Origin of the sequence: Halorubrum sp. Ea8 (assembly GCF_002252925.1) — an archaeon.
In the GTDB taxonomy this organism is placed as follows: Archaea; Halobacteriota; Halobacteria; order Halobacteriales; family Haloferacaceae; genus Halorubrum.
Genome location: NZ_NHPF01000121.1, coordinates 17076 through 34795, shown reverse-complemented (window position 1 = coordinate 34795; position 17720 = coordinate 17076). Strand labels below are relative to the sequence as shown.

Here is a 17720-nt window from a genome sequence, read left to right as displayed (position 1 = left end):
GACGTATGTCCAATCGCGTCGTGCAGGGCCGAATGGTGACGCCCGAGAAGCTCGCGGAGCTGGTCGAAGGCGAGTCGGTGCTCGAAGCCGAGTCCATCGCGGACGCCGAGCGGGACTGCCCCGAGTGCGGCGGCGACGTCATCACCGTCGGCTACATGCCGAGCGTCACCGAGTTCGTCACCGGGTTCAAATGCCAGGAGTGCGACTGGAGCGACGACGACCGCTGAGGCTATCGCCGGGAACAACTGTCGGACCTCGCTCGGTAACGGCGCCGCTCGCGTCGCCCTGTCGTCACTCGATCGCTCGCGTCGCCCTGTCGTCACTCGATCGCTCGCGTCGCCCTGTCGTCACCCGATCGCTCGCGATCGAAACCCCTTTATCCGCGTTTCGGCAACCACCTAACGCGATACCGCGTGGGGCTGTGGCCAAGCCAGGCATGGCGACTGACTCCAGAGGTTCGCGCCCGGGACGACACTCCAGACTGATATACCGAGCGGGCGACTGATCATCGCTCGCGTTGACGACCCTCTGGAGTTCCGAGGCGCACCGGAGATATCAGTCGATCGGGGGTTCAAATCCCTCCGGCCCCATAACGGTCTTCACGCTACCGTATCACCTCTAGTAGCAACTATTGCACCTCCTCCAAGATCGGTACTCCGGCCCGGTCGCTCACGGGCGCCCGTACCCACTCTGATCGACCTCGAAGTCGATGACCCGATAGAGACGAGGGGAATCCACCGCACCAACGCCTACCGCGTCACCGTCGCGGCCGCGAGCTACGTTCACGAAGTAGAGACAGTCTCCATGATGCACACGAAAGAAAGGGGTTCATTCGGTGGCATCGACTTGGCTCACAGGCCGGTCTGAATCCCGGAATCGAAGGGCTCGCACGCCTCGAAGTGTCCCTCCTCGCGGACCTCCCGGCGTACCACGTCTCGACGACGGTTGCGAGCGAACAGCGGGACCGGAGATCGGTCGGCTGTTCGCCGTGATCCTCGCCCCGTCGGGGGAACGTTTAACCACGGGCTCTGTCGAAGTGGGTGGTATGGTCCGAACCCCCGTCAGTGGAGGCCGTTGACCGTGGCGGGAACCGTCTTCTGGGCGCTCGTTGTGCTGGCGACGCTCACCAGCCTCGCCACGGCGTGGGCGCTCGGCGCCAACAGCAACTCGCCGCCGTTCGCCCCGGCGATCGGCGCCAACGCCATCTCGACGATGCGGGCGGCCTTCCTCATCGGTATCCTCGCCGCGCTCGGCGCGCTCACGCAGGGCGGGGCGATCTCCGAGACGGTCGGGGCGGGGCTCATCAACGGCGTCCAGATAACGTCGCTGGCGGCGACGGCGGGACTGCTGACCGCGACCGGGTTCATGGCCTTCGGCGTCTACACCGGCTACCCGGTCCCGGCGGCGTTCGCGACGACGGGAGCGATGGTCGGCGTCGGGCTCTCGCTCGGCGGCGACCCCGCCATAGACACCTACCGCCGCATCGGCATCTTCTGGTTGCTCGTCCCTCCCGTTTCGGGCGGGCTCGCCTATCTCACCGCCACCGTTCTCCGCCGCGACGACATCCCGGAGACGGTCGGCGTCCCGTTGCTCGCGGCGGTCGTCGGCGGCATCGTCGCCAACGTGCAGTTGGGCGTCATCCCGTCGCCGCCCGACGCGAGCCAGAGCTCCGTCGCGGGATTCATCGCGCGGCGGGTCGAGACGCCGACGGTCGCCGACGTCGACCCCGTGGTGGTGCTCGTCACGCTGGCGGCCGCCGCGGCGTGGTTCCTGGCCATACGGCGGCGGACTCAGGCGTCGGTCGAGGGCGGCATCCGGACGTTCCTCATCGTCCTCGGGAGCGTCGTCGCCTTCTCCAGCGGCGGCAGTCAGGTCGGGCTGGCGACCGGACCGCTCGAGAACCTCTACGGGGTCGAACTCGGGCTCCCCGGTATCGTCCTGCTCGCCCTCGGCGCGACCGGCATCCTCGCGGGCGCTTGGATGGGGGCGCCAAAGCTGCTCCAAGCGACCTCCCGCGAGTACGCGCAGCTGGGGGTCCGGCGCTCGATCGCCGCGCTGGTTCCGGGTTTCATCATCGCGCAGCTGGCCATCGCGCTGGGAATACCGATCTCGTTCAACAACATCATCATCTCCGGCGTCATCGGCGGGGGGCTCGCCGGCGGCTCGGCGGGCGTCTCCCGTCGGAAGATCGGCGTGACCCTCGCGTTTTGGCTCATTACGCTCGTCGCCTCCATCGCGATCGGATTCGGGCTCTACAAGGCCTTCGCCGCGGTTCTCGGCGGGTGACGGCCCGAATCAGCGAACGACGGTCACGGTGACGGGGGCCTCGGCGACGACGCTGGTGGCCACGGTTCCGAGCACCCGGCGTGCGATACTTCCCCGCTCGTCGGCGTGCCCGCCCATCACCACGTGGTCGACGTCGTGAGCGTCGACGTATTCGAGAATGACCCCGGCCGGGTCGCCGCTCTCTACCGCCGAGTCGATCTCTCGATCGACCTCCGCGGCCCGGGCTCTCGCCCGTTCGACGATGCGATCGGCCCGTTCGCGCGCGGCCTCATGACGCTCCTCGCCGGGCTCGAGGACGCCGCCCTCGCTCATCGCCGCGTCGATCGGGGTCACCACGTTCAGGACGGTCACCCGGCAGTCGAAGAGGTCGAGCGCCCGCGTGAGCGCCTCGTCGGCCAGCGGCGACCCGTCCAGCGGGACGAGGACGTGAGACGGCGGCATACGTCGTGTCGGACCCGCCCGCACATAGTAACGGTGGTCGTTCTACGCGCGTCCCCGGCCGCCCGCCGCGAGCCGATGACGGGAGCGACCCGCGCCCGTCACCCCCCGTCGGGGTCGTAGATATCGGGGTCCTGCTCGCCCTGCACCTCGAGCACGCCGAGGAGTCCCTTGCGGGCCACGCGGGTCAGCGAGTGGTCGACGATCTTGATCGGACCGGGGACGGGGGTCCTGATCTCCGCGGCGGTGACAGTGCCGGGCGCGACCGGCGTCGTCTCGACGTAGCGCGCGGGGTCCGAGACGAGGTCTCCGTCGCGGTAGAGCTTGTCCCAGACGTTGCCGATGGCGTGCCACGAGCTGCTCAGGTTCGGCCCACCGTTGGACAGGAAGAGCCGGACGCGCTCGTCCTGCTCGACCTGGACCCGGCCGTATCCGTCCTTCGTGAACGCGTACGCCTCGCCGTTGAACGCCATGTAGGTCGGGTCCTCCTCCTTGGCGGCGTCTACGCTCCACTCGTGGTGGCCTTCTTGACCGGTCTCCCCGTTCGTGTACAGCTCGTGCTGGCCGAAGTAGAGCTCGCGGTCGACTTCCGGCAGCCCGTCTTTCGGCTCGACGAGGATGGCGCCGAACATGCCGGCGCTGATGTGGTGGTCCATGTTCGGGACCGCACAGTGGTAGATGTGGACGCCGGGGTAGGTGGCTTTGTACCGGATGCTGGCCTCCTCGCCGGGCGCGATGGTGGTGTGGTCCGCGCCGCCGCCGGGCCCGTACACCGCGTGGAAGTCCATGTTGTGCGGCAGCCCGCTGTCCTCGGGGTTCTTCAGGGTGAAATTTACCGTGTCGCCGCGGCGGACGCGGACCATCGGGCCGGGCACCCGCCCGTCGAAGGTCATGTAGTCGAAGGTGACGCCGGGCTCGATCTCGGCGGTCACCTCCTGCGTCTCCATCGTCACGTCGTGCGTGCGCGGCTCGTCCCAGTCGACGGGGTCGGGAACGTCGGTCGGATCCGCGGCGATGCGGTCCGCGTCGACCTCTGCGGCCGGATCGAGCGAGGCCGACTCGCCCGATGGGTCCCCGTCGGCCGCGTCCTTCGTGGGTGGCGCGATGGCGTCGGTATCGCCGCCACCGAGGCAGCCCGCGAACACGGCCGCGGCGCCGATACCCGCCGTCTTCAGAAACGCACGCCGTTCGATATGTGAATGTCGGGACATTAGGTCTCTCCGGTTGGTGTTTGGTGAAGAACGACCGTATAAGTGCAGAGATGTTCTCATCTCGCGGGCGAATAGCTGAACATCATCGCTGGTTTTCACTTAAAGGGCGTCGCGGCTCCCGACGAGTATCCGACGCCGCCGGATCCGCGTGTGACGGCGAGCGGACGACGCGTCGCGACCCCGACGCGAAGCGGACCGCGGCGCGAAGCGGACCGCGACGCGAACCGGACCGCGGCGAAACGGCAGTCGCACTCACCGCGTCGCCGCTTCGTCGTCGTCGATCTGCGGGGGTAGGTCCTCGATGAGCCGCCTGACCGCGACCTCCTCGGCGCGGTGGAGCGCCTCGCTGCAGGTGGACGTCGCGAGCCCGACGCGGTCGGCCAGCTCGGTGAGCGAGCAGGTCCGCGGCGTGTCGTAGTACCCCTCCTCCATCGCGCGGAGGAGCAGCTCCTGCTGGGTCTCGGTCAGCAGCCGACTCGCCTGTGGCCGCTCCCTGACGTGCTTGACGCGGAAGTCGAGCCCGAGTTCGCCGAACTGCCGGCCCAGCTCCGAGATCCGGTCGGTGGCTCCGGTGATGTCGACGACCGCGTCGCCGTCGCTGATCTCGACCGGCATCTCGATGGGGATTCCGGACCGCTTCGCCGCGAGAAGCAGCAACGGCGCCGAGGTCTCGAACTGCACCGTCGCCTCGTTGTCGGCTTGGTTCATCACCGTCGCTTCGGTGATCGACGGGTGCGACTCCATGGCGTCGAGGACCGCCTCGACGTCAGGGGCGGTTATCCACACGAGCGCGAACCCCGGACCCTCGCCCGGGAGCGCGGCGATCACCCGCAGCGTCGCTTCCGGGAACGCGCGGGAGACGTCTGCGGCCCACGGTCCATCGGGCAGTTCGACGACGAGGCGTGCTTGTGCCATTGGTCTTCTCGGTGGGTGATTCCGGGTCGGTGGTGAGGCGGTCCGGCCGAAGACAACCGGACGCGACTTCCGGGGGGTCGGATCGCGTCACGGACGCGGAAGCGACCGGTTCCCCTCCGACCGCCGCGACGCGAGTGTGACGCGTCGTCAGTCGATCCCGCATCGGCCGTCGTCGGACGACTGTACGTACGACTCGGGTGAAAAGGGGATATCGGGCGTTCTTGAGGCGTGGTACCGTCGACCGAATTGTTCGGCCGTCTCTTTATCCCCCGCATCGGCGCGGCCCGACCTCGTCCCCGCGGCCCCCTCGTCGGACCGGACGACGATCGGAACGGTATCGCGTTCGTCCGCTTCGCCGGCTTCGACCCGAACACGTTCGCGGACACTGACTCCCGCGTCGGCGAGCGAGTTCCGGTGATGAGACGCTGTCGGCTCTGTGACCTCCCGACCTCGGACCCGCCCGTCAGCGCGGCCGGCGTCGACGGCGAGTTCTGCTGCCGCGGCTGTCTGGAGGTGGCCCGCCGGCTCGACGACGTCGACGACGCCGAGACGGAGACGGACGAGATCGGGGACGCACCGACGGAGCGAGACCGAGCGACGACCGAGGGGACGTACCCGTCGGGGGCGAGCGAGGCGTATCTGGCGGTCGACGGGATGCACTGTACGACCTGCGAGACGTTCCTCGGACTCCGCGGCGACGACCGCCGGGGGGTCCACGCGGTGGAGGCCAACTACGGCACCGAGACCGCCCGGGTCGTCTACGATCCGGAGGCGATCGACCGGGAAGAGCTCCCGGCGGCGCTCTCGGGGTACGGGTACGCGCTCCGGTTCCGCGAGGGGACGCCGACGGGGACCGGGGACGAGACGCACGCCGCCGACGGTCCGGCGGGGGGCCGTCCGGACGACCGGACGGTCGAGCGGCTCGCGGTCGGCGGGTTCCTCACGATGCTGATCATGCCGTGGTACGTCCTGTCGCTGTACCCGAGCTACCTCGGCGTGGAGACGAACGTCCTCGCCATCGACACGACCACGTCGGTGGGCCGGTACCTCCCGCTGGCGTTCATCGCGGTCCTGACGACCGTCCTGTTGGCGTCCACGGGCGCGCCGCTCCTGCGGGGCGCGTACGTGAGCGTCCGGGCGCGGCGACCCAACATGGACCTCCTCGTCGCGGTCGCCGCGCTGTCCGCGTACGCGTACAGCACGCTGACGCTCGCGACCGGCGGCACGCACCTCTACTACGACGTCACGGTCGCCGTCGTGATGGTCGTCTCGGTCGGCCGGTACTACGAGCGGCGGGTCCGATCGCGGGCGAACGACCTGCTCGAGACCGTCACGGCCGCCCGCGTCGAGTCGGCGACGCGGCTGACCGACGCGGGATCGGAGACCGTCCCGATCGCAGACCTGGAACCGGGCGACCGAGTCCGGGTCGCGCCAGGCGAGCGCGTGCCGATCGACGGCACCGTGACCGAGGGGACCGTCGACGTCGACGAGTCCGTGATCACCGGGGAGTCGCTCCCGGTGCGGAAGGAGCCCGGGGATCCCGTGATCGGCGGCGCGACTCTCCTCGGTGACGTCGGCGACGGGCGCGGTCCCGACGGCGCGGTCGTGATGCGAGTCGGCGAGGACGCGGAGAGCACCGCGGACCGCCTCGCCGCCGCCCTCTGGGAGGTTCAGACCGACGCGCCGGGCGTCCAGCGGTTCGTCGACGCGCTCGCGACGATATTCGTTCCGACCGTGTTAACGCTCGGGCTGCTCGTCGCCGGCTGGGGGCTCGCGACCGGCGAGACGGTCGCGGCCGCGATGCTCGCCGGCCTGACCGTCCTCGTCGTCTCCTGTCCGTGCGCCATGGGGCTCGCGACCCCGCTCGCGGTCTCCGGCGGGCTCCGCGACGCGCTCGCTCGCGGCGTGGTCGTCACCGATTCGTCGGTGTTCGAAGTCGCCCGAGAGGCCGAGACGATCGTGTTCGACAAGACCGGGACCCTCACCGCGGGGGAGATGCGCGTCGCCGCCACGTACGGCGACGACCGGACGCTTCGGCTCGCCGCCGCGCTCGAGCGCCGCGCCGACCACCCCGTCGCGGACGCGATCCGCGATGCGGCGACCGATGATCGGCTCCCGATCGAGGACGGACCGCTGACCGACGGCGGCCTCGAGGGGACGACGGTCGAGTCGTTCGCCCGCCACCCCGGTGCGGGGATCTCGGGCGAAGTCGTCGCCGGCGACGGCCGCGCGTCCGACCGCCGAACGACCGGCACGCGAGTCGTCGCCGGGACCCTCGATCTGGTCGAGCGCGAGTGCGGTCCCGCCTCCGACGACCTGCGGGACCGCGTCGATGTCGTCGCGGATCGGGGCGCGCTGCCGGTCGCCGTGGGATGGAACGGCGCGGCTCGCGGGGTGATCGCCGTCGAGGACCGCGACCGGGAGGGCTGGGACGAGGCGCTCGCGGCGTTCGCAGACAGGGAGGTGGTCGTCCTGACCGGCGACGACGGTCCGCGGGCCGACCGGTTCCGAAACCACCACGCGGTGGACGAGGTCTTCGCCGGCGTCCCGCCGGACGGGAAACTCGAGGCCGTCCGCGGGTTCACCGCCGCCGGCACTACCGTGATGGTCGGCGACGGGACGAACGACGCGCCGGCGCTCGCGGCGGCCGATCTCGGTATCGCGATGGGCGACGGGACGGCCCGCGCCGTCGAGGCCGCGGACGCCGTGATAACCGGCGAGGACCTGCGCGCGGTCGAGACCGTCTTCGCCCTCGCGGCCGGGACCCGCCGACGGATCCGGGAGAACGTGGCGTGGGCGCTGTGTTACAACGCGGTGGCCGTCCCGCTCGCGATCGCGGGGGTGCTCAACCCCTTCTTCGCCGCCCTCGCGATGGCCGCCAGCAGCGGGATCGTCGTGACGAACTCGACGCGGTCGGTGCTGCGGGAGTGACGACGCCCCCGTCAGACCGTCCGGATGAACCGGCGGAGGGTCTCGCCGTTCGAGTCGCGGAGTTCGATCACGAACTGCGCCCCTGAGGGCCCGTCGGAAAGCGCGGCGCGGGGCGCCGAAACCGCGTACGGCGGCTCGTCGCTGCGGTCGATCTCTTCGCCGCCGGCGAGGAGCACGACGTGGTCGACGCCATCGGACGCCTCGAGCTCGCAGGTGATCGGGTCGCCGTCGGTCTCACAGACCAGCTCCGCGGTCACGTCACCCCCGTCGGCTCCGAAACCGGACGAGAAGTCGAGCAGCATCACGCCCGGCCCGAGGGTTCCCACGACCGCGACGATCACGAGGAACGTCGCGAAGTTGATCTTCGACCCGTGGCGGACGATCCGTCGCACGGTCGGGTTCTCGGCGGTGCGCCGCAGGCGGATCACGGCCGGAACGACGAGCACGTGGGTGAGCGGTCCCCACGCGATCAGGACGAAGCCGTAGGCGATCGCGTACCGAAGCGCGGTCGCGTCTATCCAGTACGCCGTCAGGACGTTCCCACCCATCCACAGGAAGAGCCCGAGGAAGACGAGCGCGCCGCTCTTGAGCCAGCGCCAGACGGGCGTGTTCGCGTAGTAGACGCTCAGGAGGTCACGCCATGCTTGACGAACGATACCGCCGAGCCGCATTCGTGAATTTGTCTTCGAAGCGTCAGTCATTCGTTTAGTTTCGTATCAGTGGTCGGTCGTCGGTTCGGGTAGTCGCCCGCCGCGGGTCGGAAAACCGGAGCGATGAGCGCTCCGCGGGCCGGTTGGACGTCGGCCGGCGCCTACGCGCCGATCGCCCACAGCTGGGTCAGCAGGTACCAGTTCAGCACGTAGACCGCGGCGAAGACGCCGAGGAAGATCAGACAGAGCGTGAACGTCCCGCGGAGCTCGACCGCGTGGATCGCCTCACCGCCGTCGGCGTGGAGTCCCCCCTCGGGGAGCATGCCGCCGTCGTCGCCGGCGGCGAGCCGGTCGCCGAACAGCAGCGAGCCGACCGAGACGCCGACGAACAGGACGCCGGAGAGGATCGCCAACAGCGCGAACAGCCCGAAGATCATGAATATCGGGATCGCCGCCGAGAAGCTGAACTCCGAGCCGGGGATGTTCCGGACCACCTCTGCGGTCCGGCGCGGGACGCCGTAGAGGATCCCCGCGTACATCAGCATCAGCGTGGCGACGCTCATCGCGGCCCCGTAGGCGTACGGGATCGCGCTCGCGAGGGTGTCCGAGACGAAGTCCCGGCGGAACATCGTCTTGATGACGAAGAGGACGAGTCCGAAGAACGCGAGCGTCGTCCCGAGAGCGACGGTGGCGTGGAAGTGCCCCACCGTCGCGAGGGTGTTGTGCCAGGTCATGTTCACCTGAATCTGGCCCATCACGACGCCGGTGATCCCGCCGAGGAAGCCGAAGAGGATGATGCTGAAGATCGTCGAGGCGAAGACGGGGTTCCGCCACGGCGCGGACGTGAGCCACCCGAAGAGCCCGCCGCCCTGTCCTCGGCGCCGGCGCCCGGCCTCGATCCCGGCCGGGATCGCGAACGCGTGGATCATGCTCGCGAAGGCCGCGCCGTAGAAGGCGTAGGAGGTGTTCCAGATGCGCCAGCCGGCGGACATGCCGGGGTCGACGAGGAGGTGGTGAGCCGCCCCGAGATTGATGAAGAAGAGGTAGAGGATGAACGCGGTCCGCGAGACCTTCTCGGAGATCACGACGGCGCCCCCCACGACGTGAGTGAGGAAGTACCACACCGTGATCATCGCGAGCAGGTTGATCTGCTGGGTCCCGTGGCCGACGATCCAGTAGAGCTGGCGGTAGATCGCCGGGTCCACGGTGGCGATGAGATCGACCCGCCAGGCGAGCGCGTACGCGAACGCGGCGATGCCGCCGAGGATCGCCTCCACGGCGATGATCCCGGTGATGAACGCGCCGAAGGCGACCAGCGGGAGCGTCCGGCTGCTGTCGCGGGTCTCCGTCCAGATCGTCGCGAAGAACGGGAGCGCCGCGATCGTCGCCCCGAGCAGGAAGAGGATCGCCGTGCCGTAGAACCACGGCGAGACGGGAAGCGGGACGTACGCCGTCAGCAGCGGCGCCTCGTTCGGCGCCTCGGACAGCCAGATGGACGCGTTCACACCGATCGCGCCGACCACCATCGTGACCCAGCCGAGGGTCGCGAGCGGGCGCAGCGGGAGCTTCCGGCCGAGCACCATCGGACCGCCGACGTAGAGGACGGCGATCTCCATGAACACCATCCAGAAGATGAGCAGGTTCCACGCGTGCATGCTCAGGTGGGTGTAGTAGCTGCTCGCGTCGAGCAGGCCGACGAACTCCCACCGAGTCATCGCGACGGAGAAGGCGAAGCTCCCGCCGACCGCGAGCGCGATCACCGCGGTCAGTCCGAACAGCTTCACGTAGTTCTCCACGCTCCGGTGGACGTCGAGTCCGGTCACCGAACACGCGCGGAACCCGTCCGCGCCGTAGTCGTTCCGAAACAGCGAGGCGATCGCCGACATGTTACCCCTCCACCACCGTGAAGCGGCCGTGCATCGTCCGGTGGCCCTGTCCGCAGAACTCGTTACAGACGACGTGGTAGGTGCCCGGCTCGTCGAACGTCATCGGGATCACCCACTCGGAGCCCGGGAACACCTGGAGGTTGATCTGTTTGTTCAGGTTCTCCTCGGGCCTGACCGAGAAGCCGTGCTGGACGTCGTAGGCGCCGAGGTGGATGTCGTACTCGCGGCCCGCTTCGAGCACGACCGGGAGGCCGTCCCAGTTGAACCGCATCGCGCCGACGTACACGTCGTCGTCGGGCGGAACCAGTCCGTCCTCGGTCTCCTCGGCGGACTCCTTGTACTCGCCGACGCGCTCCTGGTACTGGTCGGGATCGACGTCGTACGTCGTCCCGATGGGGTTCTGGTCACCGAACTGCGTGAACCCGGCCATCCAGGTGAAGATGCCGAGCGACCACGCGCCCGCAAGCCCGAGCCAGATGCTCTCGCGGCGATTCACCGGTGAGTTCCACCAGTCGTCTTCGGGGTCTTCGAGCGGGTTGCTCACGGGGATCACCTCACCGGCAGCGACAGGATGTCGAGCAAGCCCCATCCGACGTAGGCCACGAGAAAGAACAGTATCGCCGCCGCGGCCAACAGCCAGATACGGTTATAGAGACGTTGCATCGCTGGAACTTCTCCGTCATCGCGTGTTGTCCGGTTGCTCATCGATCGCTCACAGGTTAGATACACGGATACTCATGGTGAGCGTTGTCGCGCACATGTTCGCCCGCGGCGGTTTCACATCGCGAGCGTTTCCGCGAGGATGGCCGCGAGGACGGCCCCGAGGTAGGCGTTCGAGGCGTGGAAGCTCCTGTAGGCGGCGGCCGCCGCGTCGTCGGAATCCCCTCGGCCGGCGTCGTACTGTCGGACGACGCTCCGCACGAAGAGGGCTCCGAGCGCCGTCGTCGTGACCGCGTAGAGGACGCCGAAGTCGCTGACGGCTCCCAACAGGACCGCGGCGATCAGCGTGACGCCGAGCCACGCGAGTATGCGTCGCCGCGCGGTCTCGATCCCCGCGACGACCGGTAACATCGGGTAGTCTGCCCGCGCGTAGTCCTCGCGGTGGGCGATCGCGAGGTTGTAGAAGTGCGCGGGGGTCCAACAGCAGACGACGACCGCGAGCAGGACCGCAGGGAGGCCGACGGTCCCCGTCACCGCGGCGTACCCGATCAGGGCCGGCAGGGCGCCGGATCCCCCGCCGATAACGGTGTTCCACCGCGTGGTCGGCTTCAACAGGACCGTGTAGACGTACGCGTAGTAGACGACCGCCGCGGCCGTGAGCGCGGCCGCGAGCGCGTTGACGAACGCGAACAGGATCGCCATCGAGGCGACGACGAGCGCGGCGGCGAATGCGATCGCCCGTCGGACGCCGACCCGATCGGTCGCGATCGGCCGGTCGGCGGTCCGGCGCATCTTGCGATCGCGGTCGCGCTCGTACACGTGGTTGAACGTTCCCGACGCCCCGGTCGCGAGGACGCCGCCCGCGAGCGTCGCGACGACGGTAACGCCGTCGAGCTCGGCGCCGGCCGCGACGGCCAGTCCCATCCCCGCCAGCGCGAGCAGGCACAGCAGCCACATCAGCCGCGGCTTGGTCAACTCGAGATACGCCCGAAGTCGGTCGCCGACGGAGGGCGCGTCGCGCTCTGCCGTCGCGGGGGGCGCGTCGAGCTCGGGCGGTTCTGTGGGCGCGCCGCCCTCGGAGACGCCCGGTGGCTGTCGGTCGCCCGAGTTCCCCCGAGAGCCGGCGGTGGTCGGATCCCTCGCCGTCGCCTCCACCCGGGTCACGAGCGTCGCGAGGAGGACGGCGAACACCCCGATCCCGCCCAACAGGTGGAGTCCGCCCTCGAACGGGAGGACGCCGGTTCGCCCCGCGAGCCCGACGGCCGCCTGTCCCGCGTACGCGAGCAGGACCGCGATCGTTCCGACGCGGACGCCGCGAGAGGCCGCCGTTCGGTGGGCGACGAGCGCCGTGACGCCGAGCAGGACGCCGACGGCCACCGCCGTGGCGTGATGGATCGCGGCGACCGCCGCACCGACGTCCGCGGCGGCGGTCGCACCCAGCGCGACGAGCAGATACGTCCCCACGACCGACCAGATCAACAGCCTCGTGAGCCGCGGCGGATCCATACGGCCAGTCCGCGTCCGACCCCCGCGTCTCTTGCCCCGAACATATTCGGAGGCGTCTGGCGACATTCGCACACGAGCGTTCTCCTCCGACGCTGTCGCCGGCCTCGCCGTCGAGGGCACACGCGGACACCCCGCGAGGTCGTTGCCCCGTGCGTCCGTCATCGATCCAGATATATCTGTTTAAAATATAAGACAGCATACTTATGATTCGTCGCCACTCGGGCCAAGACACGATTCGCGATCGGATCCGAAGGGCCGATCTGCCGCCGACAGGCGATGCAGGCGAAAAACACGTTTCCACGCACGAGAAAACGTTTCACACCGTTTCTGACGGAGATTGATCGGACGCCGCCCTTTTGAAGATCCCGGTACAGTCGGTCTCCGTTTTATGAGGCTCTCAAGTCCCAAACAGGCGGTTTTCGCCGAAGTCACTTAGCGGTCTTTCTCAGCGAATTCGCTCCGAACTCGAATCGCTCGCCGTGGGGATCCGCACTCCGCTAAACATACTTTTCTCGGTGAAATAACATTTATGACGGTATTTATATATTATTGACGGCTGGTAGGAGACGACTCGGTACCGTCCCGGTCCGCCGTCGTCTCCCGGGACCGATACGTGAGTCACCGCGACCGCCGGGACGGCGCTTCGGTCGCGGGCGTTCAGACGGATCGACCGCCGAATGCGCCCGGAACGGGCCGGTATCCGTCGGCGCTCGACGGTGAGCAGCCCTCCGGGTTCACTCGCCGTGGTCCGCGAGGACGTCGCGGATCGAATCGGTGATGATGTCCATGCCGACCTCCGCCTGGCGCTGCGTCAACACGAGCGGCGGGAGCAGGCGAAGGACGCTCTTGTGGCGTCCGGCGTACCACACGAGCACGCCCCTGTGGTAGCACTCGCGCTGGATCGATTCGACGAGCGACTTCGAGGGTCCGCCGTCCACCTCGAACTCGACGCCCGTGAACTGCCCCTTTCCGCGGATATCGACGATCTCGGGGACGTCCTCGGCGAGCTCGCGGAACCGCGACCGGATGTACCCCCCGACCTCCGTCGCGTGGTCGAGGAGGTCGTGCTCTTCGACGTACTCGATCGCGCGCGTCCCGCCGACGAACGCGGGGACGTTCCCGCGGAACGTGCCGACGTGACCGCCCGGCCCCCACGTGTCGTACTCCTCGTGATACATCATCGCGCCGATGGGGAGCCCCGAGCCGCCGATCCCCTTCGCCATCGTCATCGCGTCCGGCGTCACGTCCCAGTGCTCGGCCGCGAACCACTCGCCGGTACGCCCGAACCCGGTCTGGATCTCGTCGAAGATCAGCATCGCGTCGTTGTCGTCCGCGATGTCGCGGAGCCCCTCGAGGAACCCCTCCGGCGGGACGACGACGCCGCCCTCGCCCTGGATCGGCTCGACCCAGATCCCCGCGGGCGACTCGTGGCCCCCGTACGGGCCCTCGAACTTCCGTTGAACCGCGTCCAGCGCACGGGCACAGGTACCCGCCTGACAGCAGTTCTCGGCGGGACAGAACGACTCGACGTCACCGCTCGGCCCCGGCTCGCTGGGGTTGGGGAACGGGACGTGGACGGCGTCGGCCAACAGCGGGCCGTATCCCTCCTTGTACGCCTTGCCGGCGGTGAGGCTGAGCGCCCCGGCGGTCGTCCCGTGGTACGACCCCTCGAAGGCGAGGGTTCCGTGGCGGCCGGTGTTGTGTTTGGCGAGCTTGATCGACCCCTCGATCGCGTCGCTGCCGCTCGGTCCGCCGAAGATGACCTTGCTGTTTCCGGAGAGACCGTCGGGCGCGATGTCGTTGAGCCGTTCGATGAACTCGATCCGCGCCTCGGTGGGGAAGTCCACCGTATGGGTGAGCTTATCGAGCTGCTCGTGGACCCCCTCCAGCACGTACGGGTTGGAATGGCCGACGTTCAACACGCCGATGCCGGCGAAGAAGTCGAGGAACGTGTTTCCGTCGACGTCCCTGATGGTCGCGCCCTTGGCCTCCTCGAGCGCCACCGGTATGCGGCGCGGGTACGCGACCGCGTTGCTGTCGACCTCCCGTTGCCGTTCCAGCAGCCGCTCCGTTTGCGGCCCGGGTACCGGCTCCACGTCAGGCTCCATCGCGAAGTGGAGCTCGTCGATCGGCGGGCTTGCTACCATGTGACAGGAATTTGCGCGAGGATGTATATAATTAGTGATTGTGCAATAATATCTATTTCAGGGAGTCTGTGTACTAGCTAAAAAGTCTTATTTGAACATTGTTCAATAAATGTAATTCTCTCAGGACCTACCACTTATCATTTGAATCAGAATCTAGCCGAAGTGGTTCTGACACTCAAACACAATGATCGGCGGATGCTGATGAAGAGCGTCGGCGACACGGCGACCGCGTCGACCGCGGTCACCGGTCGTCGACGCCCGGGTCCGCGGCCATCTCGGCGGTCCGCACCGCCGCGACGTTCTCCGCCACGTCGTGGACCCGGACGATGTCGGCGCCGCGGTCGGCCGCCAGCGACGTCGCCGCGAGGGTCGCGGGAAGGCGGTCTCCGGACGCCTCGCGTCCGACGAGCCCGAACATCGACTTCCGCGAGTGGCCGACGAGCACCGGGCAGCCGAGCGCCCGGAACTCGTCGAGGCGGCCCAAGAGCTCGAAGCTCTCGACGGCCGACTTGCCGAATCCGAGTCCCGGATCGACGATGATCTGCGACCGGTCAAGCCCGGCCTTCTCCGCCAAGAGCACCCGCTCGGAGAGCGCAGCCAGCGTGTCGTCGACCACGTCGTCGTACTCGACGTCGACGTCGGGATCGACCGGCGTCTCTATCGAGTGCATCACGACCACCGGCACTTGGTGTTCGGCGGCGACCAGCCGCATCTCCGGGTCTTCGAGCCCCGAGACGTCGTTGAGAACGTCCGCGCCTGCCGCGAGCGCCGCCCTCGCCACCGCGGCCTTCCGGGTGTCGATCGAGACGAACACGTCGAGATCGGCCAGCGCCTCGACGACCGGGCGCACGCGGTCGATCTCCTCGTCGACCGGCACGGGATCGGCGCCCGGTCGGGTCGACTCCCCGCCGACGTCGACGATATCGGCGCCGGCTTCGACCATCGCCTCGGCGCGGGCGACGGCGTCGTCCCGGGCCTCGAAGCGCCCGCCGTCGTGGAACGAGTCCGGCGTGACGTTCAACACGCCCATGACCGCGGTCCCGGAGTCCCACGGATAGACCGCAGCGTCCGTGTCCGTTTCGGACGCCGCTTCGAGGTCCAGCGTCTCCCGGAGGTCGTCGCCCACGACCTCGAGGCCGTGAGGCTCGCCGTCGAGCGCGTCGAGGAGCCGTCGGAACTGCGCGACCGTCCCCATCAATGCGATGTCGACGGGTTCGCGGCCGCGCGTCGAGAGCCCGGAGACGACGCACCGGCCGCCGATCGACAGCAACTCCCGCCTCACGTGATCGGCCTGGCGGGGGGAGAGTCGGGTGGTAACGACTCGGTGCACGCCGTCCGCACGCGCCCGCTGGACGTCGCCGGCGCTCACGTCGGCGGCCTCCATGACCGCGGCGGCGGTTTCGAGGTCGTCGACCCGCCGAGGCACGTGCAGCCGCGTCCAGCGCCGGCGGGCCTCCGCGACGACCCGTAACGATCCGCAGATCAGCACGGCGTCGCCCGCGTCGGCGGCCGACAGCGCGGCGTCGACGGCGTCGGCGACGGAACCCCGTGTGCCCGCGTCGACGGCGTCGTCGAACGCCGACGCGAGTATCGCTGGCGTCTCCGCTCGTTCGAGGTCCGGCCGGCAGGCGTAGACGCGGTCGGCGTCCGGCAGCGCCGCCGCCATCTCCGCAATGTCCTTATCGCACATCGCGCCGAAGACGATGTGGAGCGAGTCGCACTCGAACGTCGAGAGCGTCTCGGCCACCCCCTCGCAGCTGGCCGGGTTGTGCGCGCCGTCCAGCACGACGAGCGGATTCCGTTCCATCACCTCGAAGCGGCCAGCCCAGTGCGCGTTCCGGAGCCCGCGCTCGACGGCGGCCGGGGAGACGCCGTCGAACTGCCGGGCCAGCGCCGCGGCGACGCCGGCGTTGCGGACCTGGTACGCGCCCAGCAACGGGAGGGACGTCCTCGCCGACCAGTCGTCGGTTTCGATCCCGACGGCCTGTTCTAAGCCCTCGCGGCCGCCGTCGGTCACCCGGAGGTCGGCGTCGGCGGCGGTTCCGACACGGTAGACGTCGGCGACCGACTCGACGGCCGACAGCGCCGCGCCGGTCGCGGCGGTCACGAGGGGCGCGTCGGCGGGGGCGACGGCGGCCAAGTCCCGGGCGATCTCCTCGACGGTGTCACCGAGCATGTCCGTGTGCTCGAGCGAGACGCTCGTGACTGCCGCCGCATCGGTATCCAGCGCGCTCGTCGCGTCGTACCGGCCGCCGATGCCGACCTCTAATACGGCGACGTCCACGTTCGCGCGGGCGAACGACCAGACGGCGAGCGCCGTGAGCGCCTCGAAGAACGTCGGCGGGTCGCCCTCGGCCGTCCGATCGTTCACGTAGGGTTCCACCCGCTCGACGAATTCGGTGACGGCCTGCTTCGAGACCGTTCGCCCGTCGAGGCGTATCCGCTCTCTGACGTCGTTCAAGTGGGGCGAGGTGTAGATGCCGACGTCGTATCCGGCCTGCCGCAGCACGCTCTCGACCATGCGAGCGGTGCTCCCCTTCCCGTTCGACCCCGCCACCTGAACGACCTGCAATTCCTCGCCGGGGCCGTCGAGGTGGTCGAGCAGGCGTCGCGTCGACTCGACGCCCTCGGCCGGTGGGTACCGGCGGAGGTCGAAGAGGAAGTTCGCCGCCTCGTGGTATTCCATATCAAAGGGAGTAGGGCGAACGGTTTATCCGTTTTTCCCCGCCGGCACGGAGCCGCCTCGGCGAGGAGGTTCGCGGACGCGTATTACGGGCGTTCAGGGCCGTTCCGTCCGGAAGACGGGAAAGCGATCGTCGGCCGGTAGCCGGTGGAAGGCAGATCTCACGGCGAGCGACGGCGCCGGGGACCGAGTCGTGGCAGTTTCCGGGGTCTTGACCGGTTGCGTTCGTCGGGAGCGACGGACACCCGGATACGCCTCCGCCCCGAGTCCTGTCGTCCGACTGGTCGGTCGTGGATCCGAATCTCTACGTCCCAGTTCACTGGGAAGTTCGGGTTTACCGCGTCCGGAAGGCGGTCGGTTCCCGGGTCCGGGCTCGGATCGGGATCGGGAGACGACGACGAACCGAC

General features: G+C 68.9%; 12 protein-coding genes and 1 tRNA gene. 4 read left to right on the top strand and 9 right to left on the bottom strand.

Features of this window, described 5'->3' with window-relative positions:
- Nucleotides 1-5: 5 nt before the first annotated feature.
- From DJ74_RS14535 to DJ74_RS14525, 3 genes are all read left to right on the top strand, one after another.
- A complete protein-coding gene (locus tag DJ74_RS14535; protein WP_094523093.1) occupies nucleotides 6-227 on the top strand; it encodes a DUF5795 family protein in 222 nt (73 codons plus the stop codon).
- A gap of 188 nt (nucleotides 228-415) precedes the next feature.
- A tRNA-Trp gene (locus DJ74_RS14530) sits at nucleotides 416-590 on the top strand.
- Nucleotides 591-1080: 490 nt separating this feature from the next.
- On the top strand, nucleotides 1081-2286 hold the full coding sequence (locus DJ74_RS14525) for an inorganic phosphate transporter (protein WP_094527701.1): 1206 nt from the start codon (nucleotides 1081-1083) through the stop codon (nucleotides 2284-2286).
- Nucleotides 2287-2295: 9 nt separating this feature from the next.
- Here DJ74_RS14525 and DJ74_RS14520 read toward each other — a convergent pair whose 3' ends face one another.
- The 3 genes from DJ74_RS14520 to DJ74_RS14510 form a co-directional block, all read right to left on the bottom strand.
- Nucleotides 2296-2727, bottom strand: a complete 432-nt coding sequence (locus DJ74_RS14520) for a universal stress protein (RefSeq protein ID WP_094527700.1) — start codon at nucleotides 2725-2727, stop codon at nucleotides 2296-2298.
- Nucleotides 2728-2825: 98 nt separating this feature from the next.
- The gene (nirK, locus tag DJ74_RS14515; RefSeq protein ID WP_094527699.1) at nucleotides 2826-3935 is read right to left on the bottom strand and encodes a copper-containing nitrite reductase; all 1110 of its coding nucleotides are present in this window, start codon (nucleotides 3933-3935) and stop codon (nucleotides 2826-2828) included.
- A 252-nt stretch (nucleotides 3936-4187) separates the two neighbouring features.
- The gene (locus tag DJ74_RS14510) at nucleotides 4188-4850 is read right to left on the bottom strand and encodes a helix-turn-helix domain-containing protein (RefSeq protein WP_094527698.1); all 663 of its coding nucleotides are present in this window, start codon (nucleotides 4848-4850) and stop codon (nucleotides 4188-4190) included.
- Nucleotides 4851-5267: 417 nt separating this feature from the next.
- Here DJ74_RS14510 and DJ74_RS14505 point away from each other — a divergent pair, with 417 nt between their 5' ends.
- Nucleotides 5268-7781 (top strand): cation-translocating P-type ATPase, encoded by a 2514-nt coding sequence (locus DJ74_RS14505; protein WP_094527764.1) that lies wholly within the window; start codon nucleotides 5268-5270, stop codon nucleotides 7779-7781.
- Nucleotides 7782-7792: 11 nt separating this feature from the next.
- Here DJ74_RS14505 and DJ74_RS14500 read toward each other — a convergent pair whose 3' ends face one another.
- The 6 genes from DJ74_RS14500 to folP form a co-directional block, all read right to left on the bottom strand.
- Nucleotides 7793-8452 (bottom strand): hypothetical protein, encoded by a 660-nt coding sequence (locus DJ74_RS14500; RefSeq protein WP_212589835.1) that lies wholly within the window; start codon nucleotides 8450-8452, stop codon nucleotides 7793-7795.
- 140 nt (nucleotides 8453-8592) lie between these two features.
- Nucleotides 8593-10317 carry a cbb3-type cytochrome c oxidase subunit I gene (locus tag DJ74_RS14495; RefSeq protein WP_094527696.1) on the bottom strand — a complete coding sequence of 575 codons (1725 nt, stop codon included), beginning with the start codon at nucleotides 10315-10317 and terminating at the stop codon, nucleotides 8593-8595.
- Between the two features lies 1 nt (nucleotide 10318).
- Entirely contained in the window at nucleotides 10319-10861 is a 543-nt protein-coding gene (locus DJ74_RS14490; protein WP_094527763.1) for a cytochrome C oxidase subunit II, read from the bottom strand.
- Between the two features lie 233 nt (nucleotides 10862-11094).
- Nucleotides 11095-12483 (bottom strand): heme o synthase, encoded by a 1389-nt coding sequence (locus DJ74_RS14485; protein WP_094527695.1) that lies wholly within the window; start codon nucleotides 12481-12483, stop codon nucleotides 11095-11097.
- A gap of 734 nt (nucleotides 12484-13217) precedes the next feature.
- Nucleotides 13218-14630 carry an aspartate aminotransferase family protein gene (locus DJ74_RS14480; protein WP_094527694.1) on the bottom strand — a complete coding sequence of 471 codons (1413 nt, stop codon included), beginning with the start codon at nucleotides 14628-14630 and terminating at the stop codon, nucleotides 13218-13220.
- A gap of 241 nt (nucleotides 14631-14871) precedes the next feature.
- Complete coding sequence (gene folP, locus DJ74_RS14475) at nucleotides 14872-17316, bottom strand: dihydropteroate synthase (protein WP_094523101.1); 2445 nt, start codon at nucleotides 17314-17316, stop codon at nucleotides 14872-14874.
- Nucleotides 17317-17720 lie beyond the last annotated feature (404 nt).

Bases quoted from the DNA above. Each gene is read 5' to 3' on its own strand.
- nirK (WP_094527699.1), bottom strand. From the start codon at position 3,935: ATGTCCCGACATTCACATATCGAACGGCGTGCGTTTCTGAAGACGGCG.
- DJ74_RS14500 (WP_212589835.1), bottom strand. From the start codon at position 8,452: ATGCGGCTCGGCGGTATCGTTCGTCAAGCATGGCGTGACCTCCTGAGC.
- folP (WP_094523101.1), bottom strand. From the start codon at position 17,316: ATGGAATACCACGAGGCGGCGAACTTCCTCTTCGACCTCCGCCGGTAC.
- DJ74_RS14480 (WP_094527694.1), bottom strand. From the start codon at position 14,630: ATGGTAGCAAGCCCGCCGATCGACGAGCTCCACTTCGCGATGGAGCCT.
- DJ74_RS14505 (WP_094527764.1), top strand. From the start codon at position 5,268: ATGAGACGCTGTCGGCTCTGTGACCTCCCGACCTCGGACCCGCCCGTC.
- DJ74_RS14535 (WP_094523093.1), top strand. From the start codon at position 6: ATGTCCAATCGCGTCGTGCAGGGCCGAATGGTGACGCCCGAGAAGCTC.
- DJ74_RS14510 (WP_094527698.1), bottom strand. From the start codon at position 4,850: ATGGCACAAGCACGCCTCGTCGTCGAACTGCCCGATGGACCGTGGGCC.
- DJ74_RS14495 (WP_094527696.1), bottom strand. From the start codon at position 10,317: ATGTCGGCGATCGCCTCGCTGTTTCGGAACGACTACGGCGCGGACGGG.
- DJ74_RS14520 (WP_094527700.1), bottom strand. From the start codon at position 2,727: ATGCCGCCGTCTCACGTCCTCGTCCCGCTGGACGGGTCGCCGCTGGCC.
- DJ74_RS14485 (WP_094527695.1), bottom strand. From the start codon at position 12,483: ATGGATCCGCCGCGGCTCACGAGGCTGTTGATCTGGTCGGTCGTGGGG.